Genomic DNA, 21,507 nt, shown 5'->3' on the forward strand with positions numbered 1-21,507 from the left:
CCAAGACCGATGATCCTCTATCCCGCCATCGACCTGAAGGACGGCCAGTGCGTTCGTCTGCTGTACGGCGACATGGACAAGGCGACGGTGTTCAACGCCTCGCCCGCCGACCAGGCCGCCCGCTTCGCCGCCGACGGCTTCGAGTGGCTGCATGTGGTCGACCTCAACGGCGCCATCGAGGGCAAGCCAGTGAACGCGGCGGCCGTGGAGTCCATCCTCAACGCCGTCTCCATTCCGGTGCAGTTGGGCGGCGGCGTCCGCAGCCTGGCCGATATCGAGCGCTGGATCGAAGCCGGCGTCAGCCGTGTGATCCTCGGAACCCTGGCGGTGCGTGAGCCCGAACTCGTCCGCAAGGCGGCCCGCGAATGGCCCGAGCAGATCGCCGTGGCCGTGGACGTGCGCGACGGCAAGGTGGCGGTAGACGGCTGGGTCGGCGGCTCCGACCTCGACGCCGTGACCCTAGGCAAGCGTTTCGAGGACGCGGGCGTCGCCGCCCTGATCGTCACCGACATCGGCCGTGACGGCGCCCTGGTGGGCGTCAATGTCGAGGCCACCGGCGAGGTGGCCGACGCCGTGAGCATTCCAGTGATCGCCTCGGGCGGCATCGCGGGCGTCGGCGACCTCGAAGCCCTGAAGGCACGGAACGGGGTTCCGATCGCCGGCGCCGTGCTCGGCCGCTCGCTCTATACCGGCGCCATCAAGCCGGCCGAGGCGCTTGAGGCCGCCGCCTGATGCTCAATCTGCGGGTCATTCCGTGCCTCGACGTGAAGGACGGTCGGGTCGTGAAGGGGGTCAATTTCGTGGCCCTGCGCGACGCCGGTGATCCCGTCGAGCAGGCCCGCGCCTATGACGCCGCCGGGGCCGACGAGCTGATGTTCCTGGACATCACCGCCAGCCACGAGAACCGAGGCACGATCCTCGACGTGGTGGCCCGCACCGCCGACGTCTGCTTCATGCCGCTGTCGGTCGGCGGCGGGGTGCGCTCGGTGGACGACATGCGCCGCCTGCTGCTGGCCGGGGCAGACAAGGTCTCGATCAACACCGCGGCGGTCGAGAACCCCGATGTGATCGCCGCCGGGGCCGACGCCTTCGGCGCCCAGTGCGTGGTGGTGGCCATCGACGCCAAGCGGCGCGAGGACGGCTCCTGGGGCGTGTTCACCTACGGCGGCCGCAAGGACACCGGCATCGACGTTGTCGACTACGCCGCCAAGGCGGTGGAGCGAGGCGCGGGCGAAATCCTGCTGACCTCCATGGACCGCGACGGGGCCAAGATCGGCTACGACATCGCGCTGCTGAAGGCCGTGACCGGCGCCGTCAGCGTGCCCGTCATCGCCTCGGGCGGGGCCGGCAAGGTGGAGCACTTGGTCGACGCCGCCCGCGACGGGGGCGCCGACGCCGTGCTGGCCGCCTCGATCTTCCACTTCGGCGAAATCAGCATCGGCGAGGCCAAGGCCGCCCTGGCCTCCGCCGGCCTGCCTGTTAGGGTTCCTGGCCGTCAGCCGGGAGCCGCCGCATGACCACGCGCCTGTTCGACACCCTCGCCCGTCTGGCCGCGACCATCGAGAGCCGCAAGGGCGGCGACCCCAAGGCCTCCTACACGGCCCAACTGCTGAGCGACCCGGCCAAGGCCGCCAAGAAGCTCGGCGAGGAAGCCACGGAGACGGTGATCGCCGCAGTCAGCCCGGACAATGCTGGAGGGGGGGGCGACGCCCTGGCCGCCGAAAGCGCCGACTTGCTCTACCACTGGTTGGCGCTGGCCGCCGCCAAGGGCCTGGACCTCGACGCCGTCGCCGCCAAGCTCGAGGCCCGTGAGGGCCAGTCGGGCGTCGCCGAGAAGGCCTCGCGGACGTCCTAACCTTTCCGCTTTAGCGCCACGTAGAGCGCCCCGGCCCCGCCGTGATGGCGCGCCGCCTCCGACACGCCGGCCACGACCCCCCGAAGCGGCGCGGCCGCCAGCCATTCGGGAACATAGCGCCGCAGCACGCCCTCGCCGCGCGAGCCCTTGCCGGTGATCACCAGACAGGCGCGATAGCCGTCGTCGACCGCGCGCAGGACGAAGCTTTCAAGCACGGCGCGGGCGCGATCCTGGTCGAGGCCGTGCAGATCGAGCCGCGCCTCGGGCCGGTCGCGGACGATGCGGCGCTTGCGGTTGGGCTCGATGACCTCCGGCGGCGGAATCGCCTTCGGGCCCTTGCGCTTCACCTTCGGCGACGGGCCGACCGGCACGTGCATCGCGGCCATCGGTTCGGTCTTGGGCGCGGGCGGCCGGGTTTCGGGGATGACCGGCTGGGCCTTGCCCGGACGGGGGCGCACGGTGGAGGTCACCCGGGCCCAAAGCTTCAGGTCGTCAAGGGGAAGCTGCGGCGGCCGGCGGGTCATGGCTGCTTAAGATAGCGGAACCAGGCGGTAGAGACGCAGGGTATGACGTACCCGCCCGGCCTCGGTGCCCGCGGCGTCGCCAGTGCCCATGTAGAGGTCGGCCCGCACCGCGCCCTTGATGGCGCCGCCGGTGTCGAGCGCCATGGCGGCGCGGCGATAGGTCGGGAAGGCGCCGGCCAGCTTCGGCGCCTCGGCATCGATCCAGTAAAAGCCGCCGAGATCGTGCTGCGAAAGATCCACGGCGATGGCGCGACCCGCCGGCAGGGCTACGCCCGCCGCGCCTCCCGGCTCACGCCCGTCGTCGGGTCCGAGGTTGAAGAAGATGTAGCGCGGATTGAGAGCCATCACCGCATCGGCCTCGCGGCCGCGATGGTCGGCCAGCCAGCGCCGGATATTGTCGCCGGAGGTGTTGTTGTCCGGCAGCAGACCGCGCTCGCGCATGGGAATGGCGATGCCGACATAGGGCTTGCCGTTGTGAGCGGCGAAGGTGGCGCGCAGCCGCCGGCCGTCTTCGAAGGTCAGGACGCCGGATCCCTGAATCTGCAGGAAGAACAGATCTTCCGGGCGCATCCAGGCGGAAACCCTGTTGGCCGGACTGGCCTCGATGGCGGCGCGATCCGGGTAGGGCTCGACCTTGCCGTCGCGGTCACGGCCGATCAGCGTCTGATCGGGGGTCGCCGGGTCGAAGGCGCTGAGCGCGACCGAGACCATGTCGTCGGGCTTCGGCCGCACCGGAGCGCTGAATTCGGCGCTGCGGCGGGCGCGGGCTTCGTATTGCGGGGCGAAATAGGCGGTGAGCAGGCCCTCGCCGCCCACCGGCTCGGCGCGGAAATGAGTTTCCAGGAAAAGCCGGGCCTCCCGGTCGCCGAACGCTCGTAACGCGCGGGCGCGGCCGCAGAGGTCGAGCGTCGCCGAATCTTTCGAGACGCCGCAGCCGGCTCGGAAGGCTTCCAGCGCCGCCGCGTGATCCTCCATCGCCCAACCGGGCAGGCCCGGCAGGTTGGAGGCGGACTTGATCGGAGCCTCGGCGGGTGGAACTTCCGCCGGCGGCGGGATCGGGCCGCCGGGCGGTCGGACGGGCATCGGCGCGCTGACGCAACCGGCGAGGGTCAGCGCGGCGAGAAGGCCCGCGCCGAGAACGAATAAGCGCAACTACGCCTCCGCGGCGTCCACATGGATCAGCACCCAGTTGGGGTCGCGGCTCTTAAGATTACGTTGGAAGGTCCAGAGTTCGGCGGTGCGCTTGTCGTCCACCGCCTCGCCTTCCGGACCTTTCGAGCGGCTGCGGAATTCAGCCAGGAAACGCACGGTGGCCTCGGCGAAATCGCCGTGAACCTCGACCTTTTCGAGATCGGCGCGCGGGGCGTGGGGGAATTCGATCTGCTCGCTGCGACCTTCCGCCTCACGCGCGGCGATGGCGCCGTCGAAGCCGTCGAACACCGGCGGCGACAGCAGATTGCGCAAGGTCTCGCGGTCGCCCGCGCCGAAGGCCTTGACCACCATCTCATAGGCCTGACGCGCGCCGTCGAGGAAACGGCCGGCTTCGAAGCTGGGGTCGCGGGCGCGCAGCGCGGCGACGCCGGTAAGGCCTGCGGCGGCTTCGTCGCCGAGGTCGCGCGGCCCGATCTGCGTCGAGGCCGGCGGGGCGGCCTGGGTTTGGGGCGCGTCCTCCGGCTGTCGGCCGACCCGGCGGCCCAGCACCGCATAGAGCTGGTACAGCACGACGCCCGCCAGCACCGCGAAGATGATCAGTTCAAGAGCCTGCAAGGCGAGCGTGTCCAATTCCTAGAGAGAAACCAACGCCTCTATATAGGCTTGCGTTTCGGCCACGTCACCGCGCGCCGCCGCGTTGCGCCCGCCGAACCCGCATGATAGTCGCCGCGGCCTGGATATTGCGGCGACGCCGCCCGACGAACGGAACCTTCAGCTCATGACCGACACCGAATCCGGCGCCCCCGCCGCCGCTCCCGAGGCCCAGGCGGGCCCGCCGGGCCTGCGCATCGTGGCCCAGTTCGTTCGCGACCTGTCGTTCGAAAACCCCCGCGCGCCGGAATCCCTGCGCGCCAACGAGGCCCAGCCGCAGATCGACATGAATGTCGAGCTCGGCGCCCGCGGCCGCGACGACGGCCTGTTCGAGGTGGACGTGAAGCTTTCGGCCCGCGCCGCGCGCGGCGACGATCCGGTGTTCCACGTCGAGGTGGTCTACGGCGGCCTGTTCGCCATCGACAACGTCTCGCCGGACGACATGGAGCCGGTGCTGCTGATCGAGTGCCCGCGCTTCCTCTTCCCCTTCGCCCGCCGGATCATCGCCGACGTCACCGGCGAAGGCGGCTTCCCGCCCTTCATGGTCGATCCGATCGACTTCGGGGCGATCTACGCCTCGCGCAAGGCGCAGGGCGCGCTCGGCGAGACCGTCGGCAACGCCTGATCCCGAAGGGACGCGGCTCAGGCCGCGTCCGGATCGCAACGCTTGCAGGCTCGGGCGCCGGTCGCCCGGGCCGACGCCAGACTGTCGTGAAAGCTGACATTGCGGCGATGCGGCCGGGCCGGACACGACGGGCGGCAGTAGATCCGCGTCGTTCTGACCACGCACCAGAAACGGCCGTCGGCCGCGCGATCGCGGTTTTGCACCTGCTCCCAGCGGGCGTCGTCGACCTCGGCTTCGATCATGCTCGGTCCTCCCGCAGGAAGACTTGCGCCCGGGCGTCCGGCGGGTCAGCCCGGTTCTTGCGCCAGGCTAGAGCCCGACCTTCAGCCAGACCGCCTTGTCCTTCAGCACGCCGTTGACGAAAGCCTCGTGGGCCGCGCGTTCGTCGTCGGTGATCCGCGAGGGCAACGGACGCGGTCGGGCGCCGTAGGCGCTCTGCACCGCGGCGGTCACCGCCTTGACGGCGACAACCTGGGTCAGCTCCAGGCCGCGCTCGCGACCGCCCTGCAGTTCCAGATACACCTGCGCCAGCAGCGAGGCGTCGATCAGGGCGCCGTGCAGCTTGCGGTCGGCGAGGCTGATCTTGAAGCGTTTGCAGAGCGAATCCAGAGAGTTGTACATCCCCGGGAAGCGCTTCTTGGCCAGGGCCAGGGTATCGATCCACTGCGGCTCGGGCAGGATGGCGCGGTTGATCCGCGTCAGTTCGTGATTGATGAAGCCCCGGTCGAAGGCGGCGTTGTGGGCCACGATCGGCGCGTCGCCGACGAACTCCAGGAAGGCGTCGACCACGTCGGGGTCGTTGAACTTCGGCTTGCCCTTCAGCGACTCCAGGCTGATGCCGTGAACCCGCTGGGCATCGGCGTCGATATCGCGCTCGGGGTGGATGTAACGGTGAAAATTCCGCCCGGTCGGGATGTAGTCGTCGATCTCGACGCAAGCGACTTCGATCAGGCGGTGACCGCTCTGCGGATCGAGGCCGGTGGTTTCGGTATCGAGGACAACGGCGCGGGCCATCGGTCCTAGATGGGCCGTTTCGGTGGCCGGCTCAAGCTTGGCCGCGGGTTCTCAACAGGGCGATGATGTCGCGCACCTGTTCGCGGGCGGCTTCGATCCCCGAGCCGGTGTCGATCACATAATCGGCGCGCGCGCGCTTCTCGGCGTCCGGCGTCTGTCGGGCCAGCAGGGCCTGGAACTTGGCCTCAGTCATGCCCGGTCGGGCCATGACCCGGGCGCGCTGGATGTCGGGCGCGGCGGAAACCACGACCACCGCATCGACCTGGGCGTCGAGTCCGGTCTCGAATAGCAGCTGCACCTCCAGCACCGCCAGCTGGCGGCCTTGCTCGCGGGCCCGCGCGAGGAAGGCCTCGCGGTCGGCGGTGACCAGCGGATGGACGATGGCTTCCAGGCGGGCGAGGGCCGCGGGGTCGGTGGTCACCGCGGCGCTGAGTTTGCGGCGATCGATTCCGCCGTCCTCGCCCAGCACGTCGGGAAAGGCGGCCGAGACCGGACCGACCGCGCCGCCGCCCGGGGCGTAGAGCCGCTGGACCGTTTCGTCGGCGTCGTGCACCGCCGCGCCGGCCTCGGCGAACAGCCGGGCCGTCGTCGACTTGCCCATGCCGATCGATCCGGTGAGGCCGACGACGATCATCCCGCCTCGCCCAGGGCCCGCAGCGCCAGGGCGCGGACATCGACGGCCGGATCGGGCGCCTGGCCATAGAAGGCCCGGAAGCTGGGGACCGCCTGGCCGATCAGCATGGCGAGGCCGTCGACCGCCGGACGGCCGAGGGTTCGGGCGCGTTCGAGGAACTCGGTGCGCAGGGGCTTGTAGACCATGTCCATCGCCACGCAGCCCGGCCGGGCTGCGGCCAGATCGATCGCCGGACCGGGGCCGCCACCGAGGCCCAGGGTCGTGGCGTTGACGATCAGGTCGGCGGTCGAGACATCGGCTTCGCTCACGCCCCGGATGGGTCCGAGCGCCGCGAGCTCCTTGGCCAGCGCCGTGGCCCGCCCGAGCGTGCGATTGGCCACGACCACCGACGCGCCCTCCGCCAGCAGCGCCGCCGCCGCGCCCCGCGCCGCGCCGCCGGCGCCGAGGATCACGGCCTGGGTGGTCTTGTTCGGAGCAAAACCGGCCTGTTCAGCCAGGGCGGCCAGCAGGCCGACGCCGTCGGTATTGTCGGCCTGGATGGCGCCGTTGCGAAAGGTGAGGACGTTGGCGGCCCCGGCGGCGCGCGCCACGGGACTGACGGTCTCCGCCAGGGCCAGGGCCGCCTCCTTGTGCGGTACGGTGACATTGACGCCGGACAGGCGGCCCCGAGCGTCGGCGACGAAGGCGGCGAAATCGTCGGGCGCGACCTCGAAACGCTCATAGGCGCCGTCGACGCCGGCCGCCCGCAGCCAGGCGCCATGGATCAGCGGGCTCAGCGAATGTTTGACGGGCCAGCCGCAGACCCCGGCAACGGTGGTCACAGCGCCAGGACTCCATGGCGACGCAGCAGGTCGAGCAGGCCGATCATCGGCAGGCCGAGGATGGCGAAGTAGTCGCCGTCGATCCGGTCGAACAGCTGCAGACCTTCGCCTTCCAGCCGGTAGCAACCGACCGAGGAGAGCAGGGCCTCGCCTTCGCGGGCGAGGTAGCCTTCCAGGAAGGCGTCGGTGAACGGGCGCATCGAGAGCTTGGTGGTGACGACCTCGCGCCAGATCGGCGCGCCATCCTTGGCCACGACCACGGCGGCGTGCAGCTTGTGCACCTTGCCGCGCAGCAGGCGCAGGCGCGTCTCGGCCTCCTCCAGGGTGGCGACCTTGTCGTAGAGACCGCCGTCGAGATCGAGCGTCTGGTCGGCGCCGATCACCAGGCCAGGGCGCGAACGGGCGGCGCGGGCGGCCTTCAGTTCGGCCAGGGCGTCGGCGACATCGCGCGGGCCCGCGCCCTCGGCCAGCAAGCCGGCTTTCATGGCGGCCTCGTCGACGCCGGGGCTGAACACCTCGAACTCGACGCCCGCGCCGCGCAGCAAGGCGGCTCGGATCTGGCTGGCCGACGCCAGGGTGACCTGAGGCGCGCTCAACCGAGCACCTCGACCTGGCCGCGGCCGCCGGACAGGAGGTTGATGATCGAGGCGGCGGTCTCTTCCACCGAGCGGCGGGAGACGTCGATCACCGGCCAGCCATGGCGCTCAAACATCCGGCGCGCCCTGACGATCTCCTCGCGCACTGAATCCGCGTCGACATAGGTGCTTTCCCGCTCCTCACGCAGGGAGAGCAGGCGGTTGCGACGGATTTGGATCAGACGGTCGGGCGAGGCGGTGAGGCCGACGATCAGCTTGCCCCGCTGGCCCAGGGCCGCGAGCTGCGGCTCGGAGTCGACCCCGGGGACGAGGGGAACGTTGGCGGCGCGGATGCCACGGTGAGCCAGGTAGATCGAGGTCGGGGTCTTGGAAGTGCGCGACACCCCGACCAGGATAACGTCGGCGAGGTTCAGGTCCTGGCCGCCGTTTCCGTCGTCGTGGGCGATGGCGTAGTTCAGCGCCTCCATGCGGTCGAAGTAGTCGTTGTCCAGCGCGTGCTGGGCGCCGACCCGCGTGGAGATGCGGGCGCCGAGATAGCGCGACATCGCCGACACCACCGGGTCGAGGGCGGCGATGCAGGGCATTTCCAGCCGGCGGCAGCCTTCCTCCAGCGCCGTGCGCAGGGTCGGGTCGATGATGGTGTGCATCACCACGCCTGGGGCGCCGGCGATTTCCTCCAGCGCGCGCTCGAGCTGGCGGTCGGAGCGGACCAGGGCGTAGATATGCTCGATCGGCAGCACGTCGGCGAAGCGGGCGCAGACCGCGCGCGCCATGGCGTTAAGGGTTTCGCCCGTGGAGTCCGAGACGAGATGCACATGGAAATAGGTGGCGAAGCGAGCGTCGGCGCTGGGGCGAGGCGGGAGGGCGTCGCCGTGGGGGGCGGGGCCGGACTGTGGACGGTCGGTGAACGAGGAGCGGATCAAATCATAGTCCCCTGGGGATCGAACCGCAGAAAACGCTCTGGCGGGCGCTTTGCCAAGGCGGTGGGGGACAGAAGTCCTCTCGGCGTCGCGGTTCATCCCCAAGGATGAGAGTCATTGGGGCGGTCGGGACGACCGATGTCGACAGCCCCGGGAGCAAAACAGTCGTCCTCGCGGCGATCCTCGGACAAGGGTTAAGGAAGTCTTAACGATTTCCGGCGCCTCCGGAACCATCCCCGCAATTCACAGGCGACCTCCGCGCTGTGGAGGAGACGGGCGCCGCGGGCCCATGGCGGTTTGACGATTCCGTTACGCCAGCGCTCATCCCCGCGGCGCCCGTGTCCCGCCGCCTCATCCTCTTCCTTAATAAATTCTTAAAGAGAAGAAGGAGGGCAGACGGGGTCTGTGAGTCTTCGGGGGCTCGTAAGACGCTTCGGGCTTGAGCCGGGCGAGACGAGCGGGTTTAAGGCGCAGATGTCCGAGAAAAGCCGACCGAAGTTCCTGTCCGTCCTGGCGGGTGAAAAGCAGAGCCGACCACCCGTGTGGTTCATGCGTCAGGCCGGGCGCTACCTGCCGGAATACCGGGCGCTACGGGCGACGGCGCCGAACTTCATCGCTTTTTGCCTCGATCCCGAGAAGGCGGCCGAGGCGACGCTGCAGCCGATGCGGCGTTTGCCGTTCGACGCCGCCATCGTCTTCGCCGACATCCTCCTGATCCCGCGCGCCATTGGGCAGGAGGTCTGGTTCGAGGCCGGCGAAGGCCCGAAGCTCGGCGCCCTGCCGTCCATCGAGCGGATGCGCGATCTGGCGCCGGCCGCCGGGGAGGCGCTTAAGAACGTCGGCGAGACCCTCTCACGCGTCCGGGCGGCCCTTGATCCCGAAAAGGCGCTGATCGGCTTCGCCGGCGCGCCCTGGACCGTGGCGACCTACATGATCGAGGGCGGCTCCTCGGATCGCTCCGGCGCCCGCACCTACGCCTATGAGCATCCCGAGGCGCTGGACGCCCTGATCGACGTGCTGGTCGAGGCGACGGTCGACTACCTGGCCATGCAGGCGGCGTCGGGCGCCCAGGTGCTGAAGCTGTTCGAGAGCTGGGCGGAGGGTCTTTCCGAGGACCTGTTCGAACGCCTGGTGATCCGGCCGCACACCGCCATCGTCAAGGGCCTGCGGGCCCGGGGCGTGACCACGCCGGTGATCGGCTTTCCGCGCGGCGCCTCGGCCATGGTCGATCGCTACGCGGTGGTCACCCCGGTCGACGCCGTGGCGCTGGACACCACCGCCCCGGCCGCCCTCGGGCAGCGCGTGCAAGCCGCCAAGCCGATCCAAGGCGCGCTCGACCCCCTGCTGCTGCGGGCCGGTGGGGCGGCGCTGGATGAAAGGGTTGAGACCCTTCTGGCGCAATGGGGCGAGGGTCCCTACATTTTCAATCTGGGACACGGCATCCTGCCCGACACCCCGATCGCCCACGTCGAGCGCGTGCTCAAGCGGGTGACCGGCAAGGATCCAACGCCCGGCTTCACCCCGAAAATGGACTACTGAACATGGGCAAGCCCCGCCTGGCGGTGGTGCTGTTCAATCTGGGCGGACCCGACGGTCAGACCTCGGTCAGACCGTTTCTGTTCAACCTGTTCAACGACCCGGCGATCATTCCCCTGCCGCCGGTGATCCGCCCCCTGCTTGCCGGCCTGATCGCCGTGTCGCGCAACAAGGCGGCCAAGGCCAACTACGCGTTGATGGGCGGCGGCTCGCCGCTGCTGGCCGAGACCCAGGCTCAGGCCAAGGCCCTTCAGGCCGCCCTGGCGGCGCGGCGGCCGGACCTGGAGGTGCAGGTGCATATCGCCATGCGCTACTGGAAGCCGTTCACCGAACAGGCCGCGCGCGAGGTCGCCGGCTTCCAGCCCGACCGGGTCGTCCTGCTGCCGCTCTATCCGCAGTACTCGACGACCACGACGGCGTCGTCCCTGAAGGCGTGGCGCAAGGCCTATCGGGGTTCGGGCGTCGTCGAGGTGATCGAGAGCTATCCGGAGGAGCCCGGTCTGATCGAGGCGCACGCGGCCAAGATCACCGAAACCTTCGAGGCCGCCGGCTCGCCTGACAACATCCGCCTGCTGTTTTCCGCCCATGGCCTACCGCAAAAGGTGATCGACGCCGGCGATCCGTACGAGACCCACATCCAGCGCACCGCGCGGGCCATCGCCGCCCGTCTCGGCTGGACCGACTGGCGGATCTGCTATCAGAGCCGCGTCGGGCCGATGAAATGGCTGGGCCCCTCGACGCCCGAGGCGATCGCCCAGGCCCAGGCGGACGGCAAGGGCGTGCTGATCTGCCCGATCGCCTTCGTCTCGGAACATGTGGAAACCCTGGTTGAGCTCGACCATGAATACGCCGAGCTGGCCAAGGGCCTGGGTTGCGCGACTTATCTGCGGGCGCCGACGCCGGGGGTGCAGCCGGCCTTCATCGCCGGCCTGGCGCGATTGGTCGAGGGCGCGGGGCCGGGCCCAGCGCGGCCGGAGGGAACGTGATGCTCGATTGGTTGGCTGGCCACTACAACCTGTGGCGGGGGCTGCACATCATCGGCGTGATCGCCTGGATGGCGGGCATGCTCTATCTGCCGCGAATCTACGTCTATCACACCAAGGCGGCGCGCGGCTCGGAGATGGATCTCACCTTCCAGACCATGGAGGTGAAGCTGCTGCGCATCATCATCAACCCGGCCATGGGCCTGACCTGGATCTTCGGCATTCTGCTGATCCTGTCCGACAGCGTGCTGCGCGGCGGCTGGAGCTACCTGGCCGAGCCCTGGATGATCACCAAGCTGGCGGGCGTATTCTTCCTTTCCGGTTGGCACGGCTTCCTCGCCAAGGCCCGCAAACAGTTCGCCGCCGGGACCAACACCCGCTCGGAAAAGTTTTGGCGGATGACCAATGAACTGCCGTTCCTGGCCGCCGTGATCATGGTGCTGTCGGTGACCACGGAATGGACGTTCGGCCGCTAGCCGCGCCGTCCGCTTCAGCCACGCTTGACCCTCGGGCCGCCGCGTGGTTTTCCTCCCTCGAAGCGTCCGGTTCGACCGGACGCCCTTCCCTTCTCCGGCCGCGCTCGTCCTGAGCGCCTGACCGCCGGCTCCCGATTTTCCAGGCGCGATCCGCGCCGCCATTCGCCGGCCCATCAAGACCCGGCTCCATCCCTCCCGCCAGCCGCGACGCGGCTCGCGATCCCTCACGAAGATTATCCAATGACCGACGAAACCATCGAAACCGAAGACCTCACCCCCGACGTCGCCGCCGATCTGGCCGGCGATGAAGGTGAGGACGCCAGCGAGATCACCGCCACGATCGCGGCGCTGAATATCACCCGCATGTCGCTGCAGGAGCTGAAGGCCACCTCGCCGGCCGATCTCCTGGCCCTGGCCGAGAAGCTGGAGGTCGAGAACGCGAACTCCATGCGCAAGCAGGACATGATGTTCGCCATCCTCAAGACCCTCGCCGAAGAGGGGATCGAGATCTCGGGCGGCGGCACCATGGAAGTGCTGCAGGACGGCTTCGGCTTCCTGCGCAGCCCGGAAGCCAACTACCTGCCCGGCCCTGACGACATCTACGTCAGCCCCTCGCAGATCCGCCGTTACGGCCTGCGCACCGGCGACAGCGTCGACGGCGCCATCCGCGCCCCGCGCGAAGGCGAACGCTACTTCGCCCTGGTCACCGTCACCCAGATCAACTTCGAGCCGCCGGAGAACGTCCGGCACAAGGTTCACTTCGACAACCTGACGCCGCTCTATCCCGAGCAGCGCCTGAAGATGGAAATCGAGGACCCGACCCTGAAGGACCGCTCGGGCCGGATCATCGACATCGTCTCGCCGCTCGGCAAAGGCCAACGCTGCCTGATCGTCGCCCCGCCGCGCGTGGGTAAGACGGTGATGCTGCAGAACATCGCCAAGTCGATCGCCGCCAACCATCCCGAGTGCTACCTGATCGTGCTGCTGATCGACGAGCGGCCGGAAGAAGTCACCGACATGCAGCGCACGGTGAAGGGCGAGGTGATCTCCTCGACCTTCGACGAGCCGGCGACGCGCCACGTGCAGGTGGCCGAGATGGTCATCGAGAAGGCCAAGCGCCTGGTCGAGCACAAGCGCGACGTCATCATCCTGCTGGACTCGGTCACCCGCCTCGGCCGCGCCTACAACACCGTCGTTCCCTCGTCGGGCAAGGTGCTGACCGGCGGCGTCGACGCCAACGCCCTGCAGCGCCCGAAGCGCTTCTTCGGCGCCGCGCGGAACGTCGAGGAAGGCGGCAGCCTGACGATCATCGCCACGGCCCTGATCGAGACCGGCAGCCGGATGGACGAGGTCATCTTCGAAGAGTTCAAGGGCACGGGTAACTCGGAAATCATCCTCGACCGCAAGGTGGCCGACAAGCGCATCTTCCCGGCCATCGACATCATCAAGTCGGGTACGCGGAAAGAAGAACTCATTACCCCGAAGGATCAGCTGCAGAAGAGCTATGTGCTCCGCCGCATCATGGGTCCGATGGGCGCGCAGGACGCCATCGAGTTCCTCATGGACAAACTGAGGAACACCAAGAACAACGCCGATTTCTTCCAGTCGATGAACACTTAGGACTGAAGCAGTCCAGAACAGAGAAAAGGGCCGCCCCGCAAGGAGCGGCCCTTTTGCTTTGGGATCACACTAATCCGCTCTCCCCGGCGAAGGCCGGGGCCCAAACTGCCTCGCCGGAAGGAAGCCGCCGTTTCAGCTACACCTGCCAGCCGTCTCGAGTAGCTCGGTATGGATCCCGGCCTTCGCCGGGAAGAGCGGAGATCAAGGCAGCAGCACCGTCGCGCCGGTCGTGCGGCGGCCCTCGAGCGCCTCGTGGGCGCCTCGGGCTTCAGCCAGCGGGAAGGTCTGGCCGATCTCGATCTTCACCTTGCCGGCCGCCAGCACCTCGAACACCGCGGCGGCGGCGGCGTCCAATTCCTCGGTCGTGGCGATGTAGTCGAACAGGGTCGGGCGGGTCATGTAGAGCGAGCCGCCGCGCGACAGCCGCAGAGGATCGACGGGCGGCACGGGACCGGAGGCGTTGCCGAACACCGCCACCATGCCGCGACGCCTGAGGGCGGCGATGTCGCCATCGAAGGTGGCGGCGCCCACCCCGTCATAGACGGCGTCGGCCCCGACCCCGCCGGTCAGCTCGCGCACTTTGGCCGGCCAGTCGCTGTCCTGCGGCAGCACCGCATCGCAGCCGTTGGCCTGGGCAATAGCGACCTTGGCCTCCGAGCCGACCGTGCCGATCACCGTGGCGCCGAGCGCCTTGCCCCATTGGCAGAGGATCGACCCGACCCCGCCGGCGGCGGCGTGCACGACGATGACGTCGCCCGCGGAGGTCGGGCGGCAGCGGCGCAGCAGGAACTCGGCGGTCATGCCCTTCAGCATGGCGGCGGCCGCGGTCGGGAAGTCGATGCTCTCGGGAACCTTCACCAGCCGCTCGGCCGGAACCACGTGAAACTCCGCATAGGCGCCGAGCGGACCGTTGCCATAGGCGACGCGATCGCCGGGGACGACGCGGGTCACCCCCTCCCCGACCGCCTCAACCACGCCGGAGGCCTCAAGCCCCAGGGTGGCGGGGTAGCTGATTGGGTAGAGGCCGCTGCGTTGATAGGTGTCGATGAAGTTGAGGCCGATCGCCTTGTGGCGAACGAGCACCTGGCCGACGCCCGGCGTCGGGACCGGCAGGTCGGCGGCTTCGAGAACGTCAGGGCCGCCGGCGCGGAGGGCTTGGATCGCGAGCATGTCAGGTCAACCGATATAGGCTTTGAAGAAGGTGAGGCTGCGGCTCTGGGCGAGGGCGGCGTCCTCGGCGTGATAGTGCTTGCCGCCGGGTCGGGCGAAGGCGTGGTCGCGGCCAGGGTAGACGTGGACGGTCGCCATGGGCTGGTGTTCGAGGCCCTTGATGACCCGCTGCCGAGAGTCGGGCGGGGTGAAGCCGTCCTCGCCGGCGATGTGCACCAGCAGCGGATGGGTCATGCCCTCGATCTCGGGCAGCAGCGGTTCGAGACCGACGCCGTAGTAGGAGACGCTCGCGTTGGCGTCGGTGCGGGTGGCGACCAGGAAAGCGAGCTTGCCGCCGAGGCAGTAGCCGATCGCGCCCACCTTGCCGTCGCACTCGGGCCTGTCGCGCACGGCGGTAATGACGGCCTGCAGGTCGTTCACGCCCTGGTCGACATCGAAGCGGCTCATCAGGTCGAGCGCCTGATCCCACTCCTTTTGGGTCTGATCGCTGATGTCGACGCCCGGCTGCAGACGCCAGAACAGGTCCGGGCAAACGGCGAGATAGCCCTGGGCCGCCAGGGCGTCGCAGACCCCGCGCATCACCGCGTTGACACCGAAGATCTCCTGGATGACCACGACGGCCGGGCCGGGCTTTCGGTCTTCCTGACGATCGGGGCGGGCGAGGTAGGCGGTGAACGTCCCATCCGGGACGGTGAAGGTGATAGTCTCGCTCATCATGGCTGCTCCCTGATACGCTGCTAGGTTACGCGACCTGGCCTCTGGCGCGCCCCGCTCGCCTCGCCCATAACAGGCGGAACGCGTGAGGCGAAGGTGTGCGCCCCGCCGGAGAAAGCCGAATGAAGGTCAAGGTCGAGATCGACTGCACCCCCGAGGAAGCCAGGACCTTTCTGGGTCTGCCGGATGTCACCGCGCTGAATGACCATATGGTCACTGAGATGACCAAGCGCATGGACGCCAACATGGCGATGATGAAGCCGGAAGAGATCATGAAGGCGTGGACCGGTTTCGGGCTGAACGCCCAGGAGCAATTCCGCCAGATGATGACCGCGGCGGCCGGCGCGGGTCTGGGTGGCGGCTTCGGCGGATCGAAGCCCGGCGGCGGATGACCGACACCATCTTCGCGGCGGCCACGGCGCCGGGCCGCGCCGCAGTCGCCGTCGTGCGGCTTTCGGGGCCCGGAACCGCGTCAGCACTCGAGACCCTCGGTGGCCGCCTCCCCTCCCCTCGCCGCGCCTCGTTGCGCAGCCTGCGAGATCCCGCCAGCGGCGAGGCGCTCGATCAGGCCCTGGTGCTCTGGTTCCCCGGACCGGGCAGCTACACCGGCGAGGACAGCGCCGAGTTTCACGTGCACGGCGGTCCGGCCGTGGTCGACGGCGTGCTGCAGGCCCTGCGAGGACTCGGACTGCGCCTGGCCGAGCCGGGCGAGTTCACACGCCGCGCCTTCGAGGGCGGCAAGCTCGACTTGGCCCAGGCTGAGGGCGTGGCCGATCTGGTGGACGCCGAGACGGCGGCGCAGGCGCGCCAGGCGCTCGCTCAACTCGGCGGTTCGCTGTCGGAACGCTACGACGCTTGGCGGGACCGGTTGATCCACAGCCTCGCCATGCTGGAAGCGGCTGTCGACTTTCCGGACGAGGATCTGCCGGAGGCGGTCGCCGAGCGCGCGCGGCCGGGCCTGCGGGTGCTGCGCGGCGAAATCGCCGCCGCCCTGGAGGATTCCGATCGCGGCCGGCGCGTACGCGAAGGCTTTCGCATCGCCCTGATCGGGGCGCCCAACGCCGGCAAGAGCAGCCTGCTGAACGCTCTGGCCCGGCGGGACGCCGCCATCGTCACCGACATCGCGGGGACCACGCGGGACGTGATCGAGGTCCCGATGGTGATCGCCGGCTACAAGGTCGTGGTGGCGGATACCGCCGGACTTCGGGACACGGCGGACGTGGTGGAAGCCGAGGGCGTGCGCCGCGCCGCCGCCGCCGCCGAAGCCGCCGATCTGCGACTGGGCTTGGTCGATGTGACCGACGAACCTGGAGGGCGCGGGGCGCTGCAAGGCCGATTGTCGGCCGGCGATATCCTTCTACTCAACAAGATCGATCTTCGTCTGGACTTGTCGCCGCGACCCGGCCTCCAATCGGATGGCGGGCCTGTGGAGCTGGCAATTTCAGCGGCGAGCGGGCTGTTCCTTGACGCCCTGGAGGCGGTAATCGAAGAGCGGGTCGTGGCGGCCCTCAGCGGTTCCGAAGCGCCAGCGGCGACGCGCCTGCGCCACCGGGACAGCCTGCTGGAGGCCCAGCGCCATCTTGACCGTGCGTTCGAAGTTCTGACCGAGCCGGAGTTGGCGGCGGAGAACGTACGTCTCGCCGCGCGCGCCCTGGCCCGGGTGACGGGGCGGGTCGATCCAGAAGACGTGCTCGACCGGGTGTTTTCCAGCTTCTGCATCGGAAAGTAGTGTTTCACGTGAAACAGCGCGGGTTGCGGTAGCACCAGGTTTCACCTGAAACATCGGTGGGCGACCTGTTGACGCGTCCCCCGACGAGTCGACGCTCCCCGCCCCTTCCGCTATAAGAAGGCCCGCGCCCGCGAGAGACCCCGGGGCGCCTCCAATCATCGCGGTTTCCCAATTGCCTAGTTCCTGGGACGTCATTGTCATCGGCGGCGGTCACGCCGGCTGCGAGGCCGCGGCGGCCTCCGCGCGCGTCGGCGCGCGCACGCTTCTTCTTACGCACAAGATCGAAACCCTCGGCGAGATGTCGTGCAATCCGGCCATCGGCGGCCTGGGCAAGGGGCACTTGGTTCGGGAGATCGACGCCCTCGACGGGCTCATGGGGCGGCTGGCCGACGAAGCCGGCATCCAGTTCCGGCTGCTGAACCGCTCCAAGGGCCCGGCCGTGCGCGGTCCTCGCGCCCAGATCGACCGGCGTCTTTACCGCGAGGCGATGCAGCGGACGCTGCTGGACTATCCGAACCTCGAAGTTAGGGCCGCGGCGGCTGAAGATCTGCTCGTCGTTGACGGCGTCGTTGGCGGCGCCGTGGACGCCGACGGAAATGAATACCGCGCGCCGCGCGTCGTCCTGACCACCGGCACCTTCCTAAAGGGCGTGATCCACCGCGGCGAGACCCGCATTCCGGCGGGCCGGGTCGGCGACGCGCCGTCCATCGGCCTTTCGGATCGTCTCTACAGCCTCGGTCTCGACATGGGGCGGCTGAAGACCGGCACCCCCGCGCGGCTGGACGGCAAGACGATCGCCTGGGACCGGCTGGAGATGCAGCCGGGCGACGACGTCCCCGTCCCGTTCTCCTTCCTGACCCGCGCCATCGAGACGCCCCAGGTGTCCTGCGGGGTGACCTGGACCAACGCCGAGACCCATCGGATCATCGGCGAACGCCTGGGCGAGAGCGCCGTCTACGGCGGCCGCGCCACCGGCATCGGCCCGCGTTACTGCCCGTCCATCGAGGACAAGGTCGTCCGCTTCGCCGACAAGACCGAACACCAGGTGTTCCTGGAGCCGGAGGGGCTGGACGACGACACGGTCTATCCCAACGGGATTTCGACCTCGGTTTCGGAAGAAACCCAGGACCTGTTCCTGCGCACCATCGTCGGCCTCGAGCAGGTGCAGGTAAAGCGCTACGGCTACGCCATCGAGTACGACTATGTCGATCCGCGCGAATTGACCCCTGCCTTGGAAGTAAAGCGCCTGCCGGGCCTCTATCTTGCGGGCCAGATCAACGGCACGACCGGCTATGAGGAGGCCGGTGCACAGGGCCTGGTGGCCGGGCTGAACGCCGCCTTGGCGGCGGGTGGCGGCGAGGCTGTCAGCTTCGCGCGGGACGAAGCCTACCTCGGGGTCATGATCGACGACCTGGTCACCCGGGGCGTCAGCGAGCCCTATCGCATGTTCACTAGCCGGGCGGAGTTCCGTTTGCTGCTGCGGGCAGACAACGCCGACCAGCGGCTGACGGGCCGAGGCGTCGCCCTGGGTGTGGTTGGGGCCGAGAGACGCGCGGCGTTTCACGTGAAACAATCGGCATTGGAAGCGGCCCGGGCGGAGGGCGCCCGCCTGACGCTGACGCCGGCCGAAGCGCAGAAGGCAGGTTTCAAGGTCAACGCCGACGGCCAGCGTCGCAACGTGACCCAGCTGCTGGCCTATCCTGAGATCAGCTTTGACGACCTCGCCCGGCTTTGGCCGCAGCTCGCCCAATGGGACCCGGCGGTGCGGGAGCAGATCGAAATCGACGCTGCCTATGCCGGCTATCTTGACCGGCAGCAGGCCGACGTCGACGCTTTCCGTCGCGACGAGGCCCTGCGCCTGCCCGCCGATCTCGACTACGCCAACGTTGGCGGCCTCTCCAACGAGGCTCGCCAGAAGCTCGCCGCCGTGCGCCCTCACACCCTCGGCCAGGCCGCTCGCATCGAAGGCGTGACCCCGGGCGCGCTCACCGCCCTGCTCGCCCATGTTCGCCGCGCCAATGCCGCCTGAGCTGAGCCTGCCCAAGGGCCCGATGGGCGGGTCGGCGCTGAACGCGCCCTATATGCCGGCCGTCGAGCCGATGACGGCGGCCGAATTCCAGGGGCTGAGCGGCGCTTCGGACGCGGCCATGGCCGATCTCGAACGCTTCCGACAGCTCCTCATCGAAGGCAACGAACAGATGAATCTGGTCGGGCCGGCCACCCTGCCCGACTTCTGGTCGCGCCACGCGTGGGACAGCGCCCAGTTGCTGAAGCAGGCGCCCGAGGCGCGGACCTGGGCCGACCTGGGGGCCGGCGCGGGCTTCCCCGGTCTGGTCCTGGCGATCCTATTGAAACCCGAATCTGGCGCTCAGGTGCATCTGGTCGAGAGCGTGTCCAAGCGTTGCCGCTTCCTGAGCCGGGTTGTCGAGGCGCTGGGCCTGCCCGCCACGGTGCACAACGCCCGCGCCGAGGATCTGTCGCTGAAGGTCGAGGTGGTGACCGCCCGGGCCTGCGCCCCCATGGGCCGGCTGTTCGGATACGCGCGGCCCTACCTTAAGGCCGGCGCGGTTGGACTCTTCCTCAAGGGTCAAGATGTCGCGTCCGAGCTTGAGGACGCCACAAGATATTGGAAATTCGACGCGGACTTGTCGCCGAGTTTGAGCGATAATCGGGGCCGTGTCGTCAGCGTGAAGGGGCCTGTCGTTGAACGCCGAGTCTGACCCTAAGCCCTACGCCGGTAAGCCCCAGGACGACCGGGGCCCGCCCATGCGCGTGCTCGCCGTCGCCAACCAGAAGGGCGGCGTCGGCAAGACCACCACGGCGATCAACATCGGCGCCGCCCTCGCCGCCGTCGGCGAACGCGTGTTGCTGATCGATACCGACCCGCAGGGCAACGCCTCGACCGGCCTTGGCGTGCCCAAGGCGCGCCGCAACATCACCCTCTACGACGTGCTCCTGGAGGAGAAGGCGGCGCTCGACGCGGTGGTGAAGACCGACCTCCCCGGCCTCGACATCATTCCCTCCGACCCGGATCTGTCCGGCGTCGAGATGGAGCTCGGCCAGGCGCAGCGTCGCTCGTTCCGCCTGCGCGACGCCCTGGCCGCCGTGCGCAAATCCGGTCGCTACACCTATGTGCTGATCGACTGCCCGCCGTCGCTCAACCTTTTGACCGTCAACGCCATGAGCGCCGCCGACGCGGTGTTCGTGCCGCTGCAGACCGAGTTCTTCGCCCTCGAAGGCCTGACGCAGCTGCTGCGGACCATCGATCTGGTGCGCGGCAGCCTCAACCCGCACCTGGAAATCCAGGGCGTGGTGCTGACCATGTACGACAAACGCAATCGCCTGTCGGACCAGGTGGCCGCCGACGTCCGCGCCCACTTCGGGCCGTTGGTCTACGAGACGGTCATCCCGCGCAATGTGCGCGTCTCGGAGGCCCCTTCGTTCGGCAAGCCGGTGCTGGTCTATGACCTGAAGTGCGCCGGCAGCCAGGCCTATCTGAAGCTCGCGCGCGAGGTCGTCCGCCGCGAGCGCCAACGTCAAGCCGAAGCGGCCTAGGGAGAATATCGTGAGCGAGGGACGCAGAGGTCTGGGCCGGGGTCTGTCGGCGCTGCTCGACGAAGCCGCCGTGGAAGCCGCCGCCGGGGCGGCGACGCCCTCGGCCGCGCCCGCCGCCGCCGTGGCGGGCGCGCGCGAAATCCCGATCGAGCTGATCGCCGCCAACCCGGACCAGCCGCGCCGCACCTTCCGCGAGGAAGATCTCGCCGAACTGGTGGAGTCGATCCGCGAGAAGGGCGTGCTGCAGCCGATCCTGGTGCGCCCCGCCCCCGGGATCGACGGCGAATATCAGATCGTCGCCGGCGAGCGTCGTTGGCGCGCGGCCCAGCGAGCCGGCGTCAGGGTGATGCCGGCGGTGGTGCGAGAACTCGACGACCTGCAGGTGCTCGAGATCGCCATCATCGAGAATGTGCAGCGCGCCGACCTGACGGCGCTGGAAGAGGCGCTCGGCTACAAGGCCCTGATCGATCGCTTCGGCCGCACCCAGGAGGCGGTGGCCCAGGCGGTCGGCAAGAGCCGTCCCTATGTCGCCAACGCCCTGCGCCTGCTCACCCTGCCGGCCTCCGTGCAGGACCACCTGGCCGAAGGTCGCCTGACCGCCGGTCACGTCCGCGCCCTCGTCGGCCGCGACGACGCCGAGGCCCTCGCCGACGAAATCGTCCGCAAGGGTCTGAACGTCCGCGACACCGAGGCGCTCACCCGCAGGGGCGCCGAGCCCAGGGCCGGCGGCAGGACCGCGGCGATCCGACCGGGCAAGGATGCGGACACCGAAGCGCTCGAAGCCGACATCTCGGCCGTGCTCGGCGTCGGCGTCGAGATCAACGACCGGAACGGCGCCGGGACGGTGGTGCTCAGCTATCAGACGCTCGAACAACTCGACGACCTTTGTCGTCGCCTGACGCGATGATAAAGAGCTGTTGAATTTCAATGGT

Annotated in this window: 25 protein-coding genes; 14 read left to right on the forward strand and 11 right to left on the reverse strand. The window is 69.1% G+C overall.

Annotated elements, in window-relative coordinates; genetic code table 11:
• The first annotated feature begins 9 nt into the window (after positions 1 to 9).
• The 3 genes from hisA to ACFLIT_RS07645 are packed head-to-tail and all read left to right on the forward strand — an operon-like array spanning position 10 to position 1,855.
• A complete protein-coding gene (gene hisA, locus ACFLIT_RS07635) occupies positions 10 to 732 on the forward strand; it encodes a 1-(5-phosphoribosyl)-5-[(5-phosphoribosylamino)methylideneamino]imidazole-4-carboxamide isomerase (protein WP_479910611.1) in 723 nt (240 codons plus the stop codon).
• A complete protein-coding gene (hisF, locus tag ACFLIT_RS07640; protein WP_479910612.1) occupies positions 732 to 1,517 on the forward strand; it encodes an imidazole glycerol phosphate synthase subunit HisF in 786 nt (261 codons plus the stop codon). Before hisA ends, hisF begins: the two co-directional genes overlap by 1 nt.
• Complete coding sequence (locus ACFLIT_RS07645) at positions 1,514 to 1,855, forward strand: phosphoribosyl-ATP diphosphatase (protein ID WP_479910613.1); 342 nt, start codon at positions 1,514 to 1,516, stop codon at positions 1,853 to 1,855. The genes hisF and ACFLIT_RS07645 overlap by 4 nt, the downstream gene beginning before the upstream one ends.
• On the opposite strand, the gene ACFLIT_RS07650 is transcribed toward ACFLIT_RS07645, so the two are convergent.
• The 3 genes from ACFLIT_RS07650 to timA are packed head-to-tail and all read right to left on the reverse strand — an operon-like array spanning position 1,852 to position 4,146.
• Positions 1,852 to 2,379, reverse strand: a complete 528-nt coding sequence (locus tag ACFLIT_RS07650) for a Smr/MutS family protein (RefSeq protein WP_479910614.1) — start codon at positions 2,377 to 2,379, stop codon at positions 1,852 to 1,854. The two genes, ACFLIT_RS07645 and ACFLIT_RS07650, sit on opposite strands and share 4 nt — an antisense overlap.
• Before the next feature lie 6 nt (positions 2,380 to 2,385).
• Positions 2,386 to 3,531, reverse strand: coding sequence for an MltA domain-containing protein (locus tag ACFLIT_RS07655; RefSeq protein WP_479910615.1), 1,146 nt, complete (start codon positions 3,529 to 3,531; stop codon positions 2,386 to 2,388).
• Positions 3,532 to 4,146, reverse strand: coding sequence for a TIM44-related membrane protein TimA (gene timA / locus ACFLIT_RS07660; protein ID WP_479910616.1), 615 nt, complete (start codon positions 4,144 to 4,146; stop codon positions 3,532 to 3,534). It lies immediately after the preceding gene.
• 163 nt (positions 4,147 to 4,309) lie between these two features.
• On the opposite strand from timA, the gene secB reads away from it, so the two are divergent.
• Complete coding sequence (secB, locus tag ACFLIT_RS07665) at positions 4,310 to 4,807, forward strand: protein-export chaperone SecB (RefSeq protein ID WP_479910617.1); 498 nt, start codon at positions 4,310 to 4,312, stop codon at positions 4,805 to 4,807.
• Between the two features lie 17 nt (positions 4,808 to 4,824).
• Here secB and ACFLIT_RS07670 read toward each other — a convergent pair whose 3' ends face one another.
• The 6 genes from ACFLIT_RS07670 to ACFLIT_RS07695 all read right to left on the reverse strand — a co-directional run bounded on the left by ACFLIT_RS07670 (position 4,825) and on the right by ACFLIT_RS07695 (position 8,795).
• A complete protein-coding gene (locus tag ACFLIT_RS07670) occupies positions 4,825 to 5,049 on the reverse strand; it encodes an Ada metal-binding domain-containing protein (protein ID WP_479910618.1) in 225 nt (74 codons plus the stop codon).
• Between the two features lie 67 nt (positions 5,050 to 5,116).
• Complete coding sequence (gene dnaQ, locus ACFLIT_RS07675; protein WP_479910619.1) at positions 5,117 to 5,821, reverse strand: DNA polymerase III subunit epsilon; 705 nt, start codon at positions 5,819 to 5,821, stop codon at positions 5,117 to 5,119.
• Positions 5,822 to 5,852: 31 nt separating this feature from the next.
• On the reverse strand, positions 5,853 to 6,455 hold the full coding sequence (gene coaE, locus ACFLIT_RS07680; RefSeq protein ID WP_479910620.1) for a dephospho-CoA kinase: 603 nt from the start codon (positions 6,453 to 6,455) through the stop codon (positions 5,853 to 5,855).
• Positions 6,452 to 7,276, reverse strand: coding sequence for a shikimate dehydrogenase (gene aroE / locus ACFLIT_RS07685; protein ID WP_479910621.1), 825 nt, complete (start codon positions 7,274 to 7,276; stop codon positions 6,452 to 6,454). The genes coaE and aroE overlap by 4 nt, the downstream gene beginning before the upstream one ends.
• On the reverse strand, positions 7,273 to 7,872 hold the full coding sequence (locus tag ACFLIT_RS07690; RefSeq protein ID WP_479910622.1) for a Maf family protein: 600 nt from the start codon (positions 7,870 to 7,872) through the stop codon (positions 7,273 to 7,275). Before ACFLIT_RS07690 ends, aroE begins: the two co-directional genes overlap by 4 nt.
• Positions 7,869 to 8,795: a pyruvate, water dikinase regulatory protein gene (locus ACFLIT_RS07695; protein ID WP_479910623.1), complete on the reverse strand. Its 927-nt coding sequence runs from the start codon at positions 8,793 to 8,795 to the stop codon at positions 7,869 to 7,871. Before ACFLIT_RS07695 ends, ACFLIT_RS07690 begins: the two co-directional genes overlap by 4 nt.
• A 471-nt stretch (positions 8,796 to 9,266) precedes the next feature.
• Between ACFLIT_RS07695 and hemE the strand changes: the two genes are divergently transcribed.
• The 4 genes from hemE (at position 9,267) to rho (ending at position 13,407) form a co-directional block, all read left to right on the forward strand.
• Entirely contained in the window at positions 9,267 to 10,331 is a 1,065-nt protein-coding gene (gene hemE / locus ACFLIT_RS07700) for a uroporphyrinogen decarboxylase (RefSeq protein ID WP_479910624.1), read from the forward strand.
• 2 nt (positions 10,332 to 10,333) lie between these two features.
• Complete coding sequence (gene hemH, locus ACFLIT_RS07705) at positions 10,334 to 11,314, forward strand: ferrochelatase (RefSeq protein WP_479910625.1); 981 nt, start codon at positions 10,334 to 10,336, stop codon at positions 11,312 to 11,314.
• Positions 11,314 to 11,787 (forward strand): CopD family protein, encoded by a 474-nt coding sequence (locus ACFLIT_RS07710; protein WP_479910626.1) that lies wholly within the window; start codon positions 11,314 to 11,316, stop codon positions 11,785 to 11,787. Before hemH ends, ACFLIT_RS07710 begins: the two co-directional genes overlap by 1 nt.
• A gap of 240 nt (positions 11,788 to 12,027) precedes the next feature.
• Positions 12,028 to 13,407 carry a transcription termination factor Rho gene (gene rho / locus ACFLIT_RS07715; protein ID WP_479910627.1) on the forward strand — a complete coding sequence of 460 codons (1,380 nt, stop codon included), beginning with the start codon at positions 12,028 to 12,030 and terminating at the stop codon, positions 13,405 to 13,407.
• Between the two features lie 201 nt (positions 13,408 to 13,608).
• Here rho and ACFLIT_RS07720 read toward each other — a convergent pair whose 3' ends face one another.
• The gene (locus ACFLIT_RS07720) at positions 13,609 to 14,577 is read right to left on the reverse strand and encodes a quinone oxidoreductase family protein (RefSeq protein ID WP_479910628.1); all 969 of its coding nucleotides are present in this window, start codon (positions 14,575 to 14,577) and stop codon (positions 13,609 to 13,611) included.
• Between the two features lie 6 nt (positions 14,578 to 14,583).
• Complete coding sequence (locus tag ACFLIT_RS07725; RefSeq protein ID WP_479910629.1) at positions 14,584 to 15,291, reverse strand: dienelactone hydrolase family protein; 708 nt, start codon at positions 15,289 to 15,291, stop codon at positions 14,584 to 14,586.
• 122 nt (positions 15,292 to 15,413) lie between these two features.
• On the opposite strand from ACFLIT_RS07725, the gene ACFLIT_RS07730 reads away from it, so the two are divergent.
• The 6 genes from ACFLIT_RS07730 (at position 15,414) to ACFLIT_RS07755 (ending at position 21,482) form a co-directional block, all read left to right on the forward strand.
• Positions 15,414 to 15,683, forward strand: coding sequence for a DUF6489 family protein (locus ACFLIT_RS07730; protein WP_479910630.1), 270 nt, complete (start codon positions 15,414 to 15,416; stop codon positions 15,681 to 15,683).
• Positions 15,680 to 17,020 carry a tRNA uridine-5-carboxymethylaminomethyl(34) synthesis GTPase MnmE gene (gene mnmE, locus ACFLIT_RS07735; RefSeq protein ID WP_479910631.1) on the forward strand — a complete coding sequence of 447 codons (1,341 nt, stop codon included), beginning with the start codon at positions 15,680 to 15,682 and terminating at the stop codon, positions 17,018 to 17,020. Before ACFLIT_RS07730 ends, mnmE begins: the two co-directional genes overlap by 4 nt.
• Before the next feature lie 172 nt (positions 17,021 to 17,192).
• Positions 17,193 to 19,049, forward strand: a complete 1,857-nt coding sequence (gene mnmG / locus ACFLIT_RS07740; protein WP_479910632.1) for a tRNA uridine-5-carboxymethylaminomethyl(34) synthesis enzyme MnmG — start codon at positions 17,193 to 17,195, stop codon at positions 19,047 to 19,049.
• A gap of 52 nt (positions 19,050 to 19,101) precedes the next feature.
• A complete protein-coding gene (gene rsmG, locus ACFLIT_RS07745; protein ID WP_479910633.1) occupies positions 19,102 to 19,740 on the forward strand; it encodes a 16S rRNA (guanine(527)-N(7))-methyltransferase RsmG in 639 nt (212 codons plus the stop codon).
• A gap of 46 nt (positions 19,741 to 19,786) precedes the next feature.
• The gene (locus ACFLIT_RS07750; protein WP_479910761.1) at positions 19,787 to 20,575 is read left to right on the forward strand and encodes a ParA family protein; all 789 of its coding nucleotides are present in this window, start codon (positions 19,787 to 19,789) and stop codon (positions 20,573 to 20,575) included.
• Between the two features lie 10 nt (positions 20,576 to 20,585).
• Complete coding sequence (locus ACFLIT_RS07755) at positions 20,586 to 21,482, forward strand: ParB/RepB/Spo0J family partition protein (protein WP_479910634.1); 897 nt, start codon at positions 20,586 to 20,588, stop codon at positions 21,480 to 21,482.
• Positions 21,483 to 21,507: the final 25 nt, after the last annotated feature.

It is taken from the genome of Caulobacter sp. HJHS_5, from assembly GCF_056683955.1.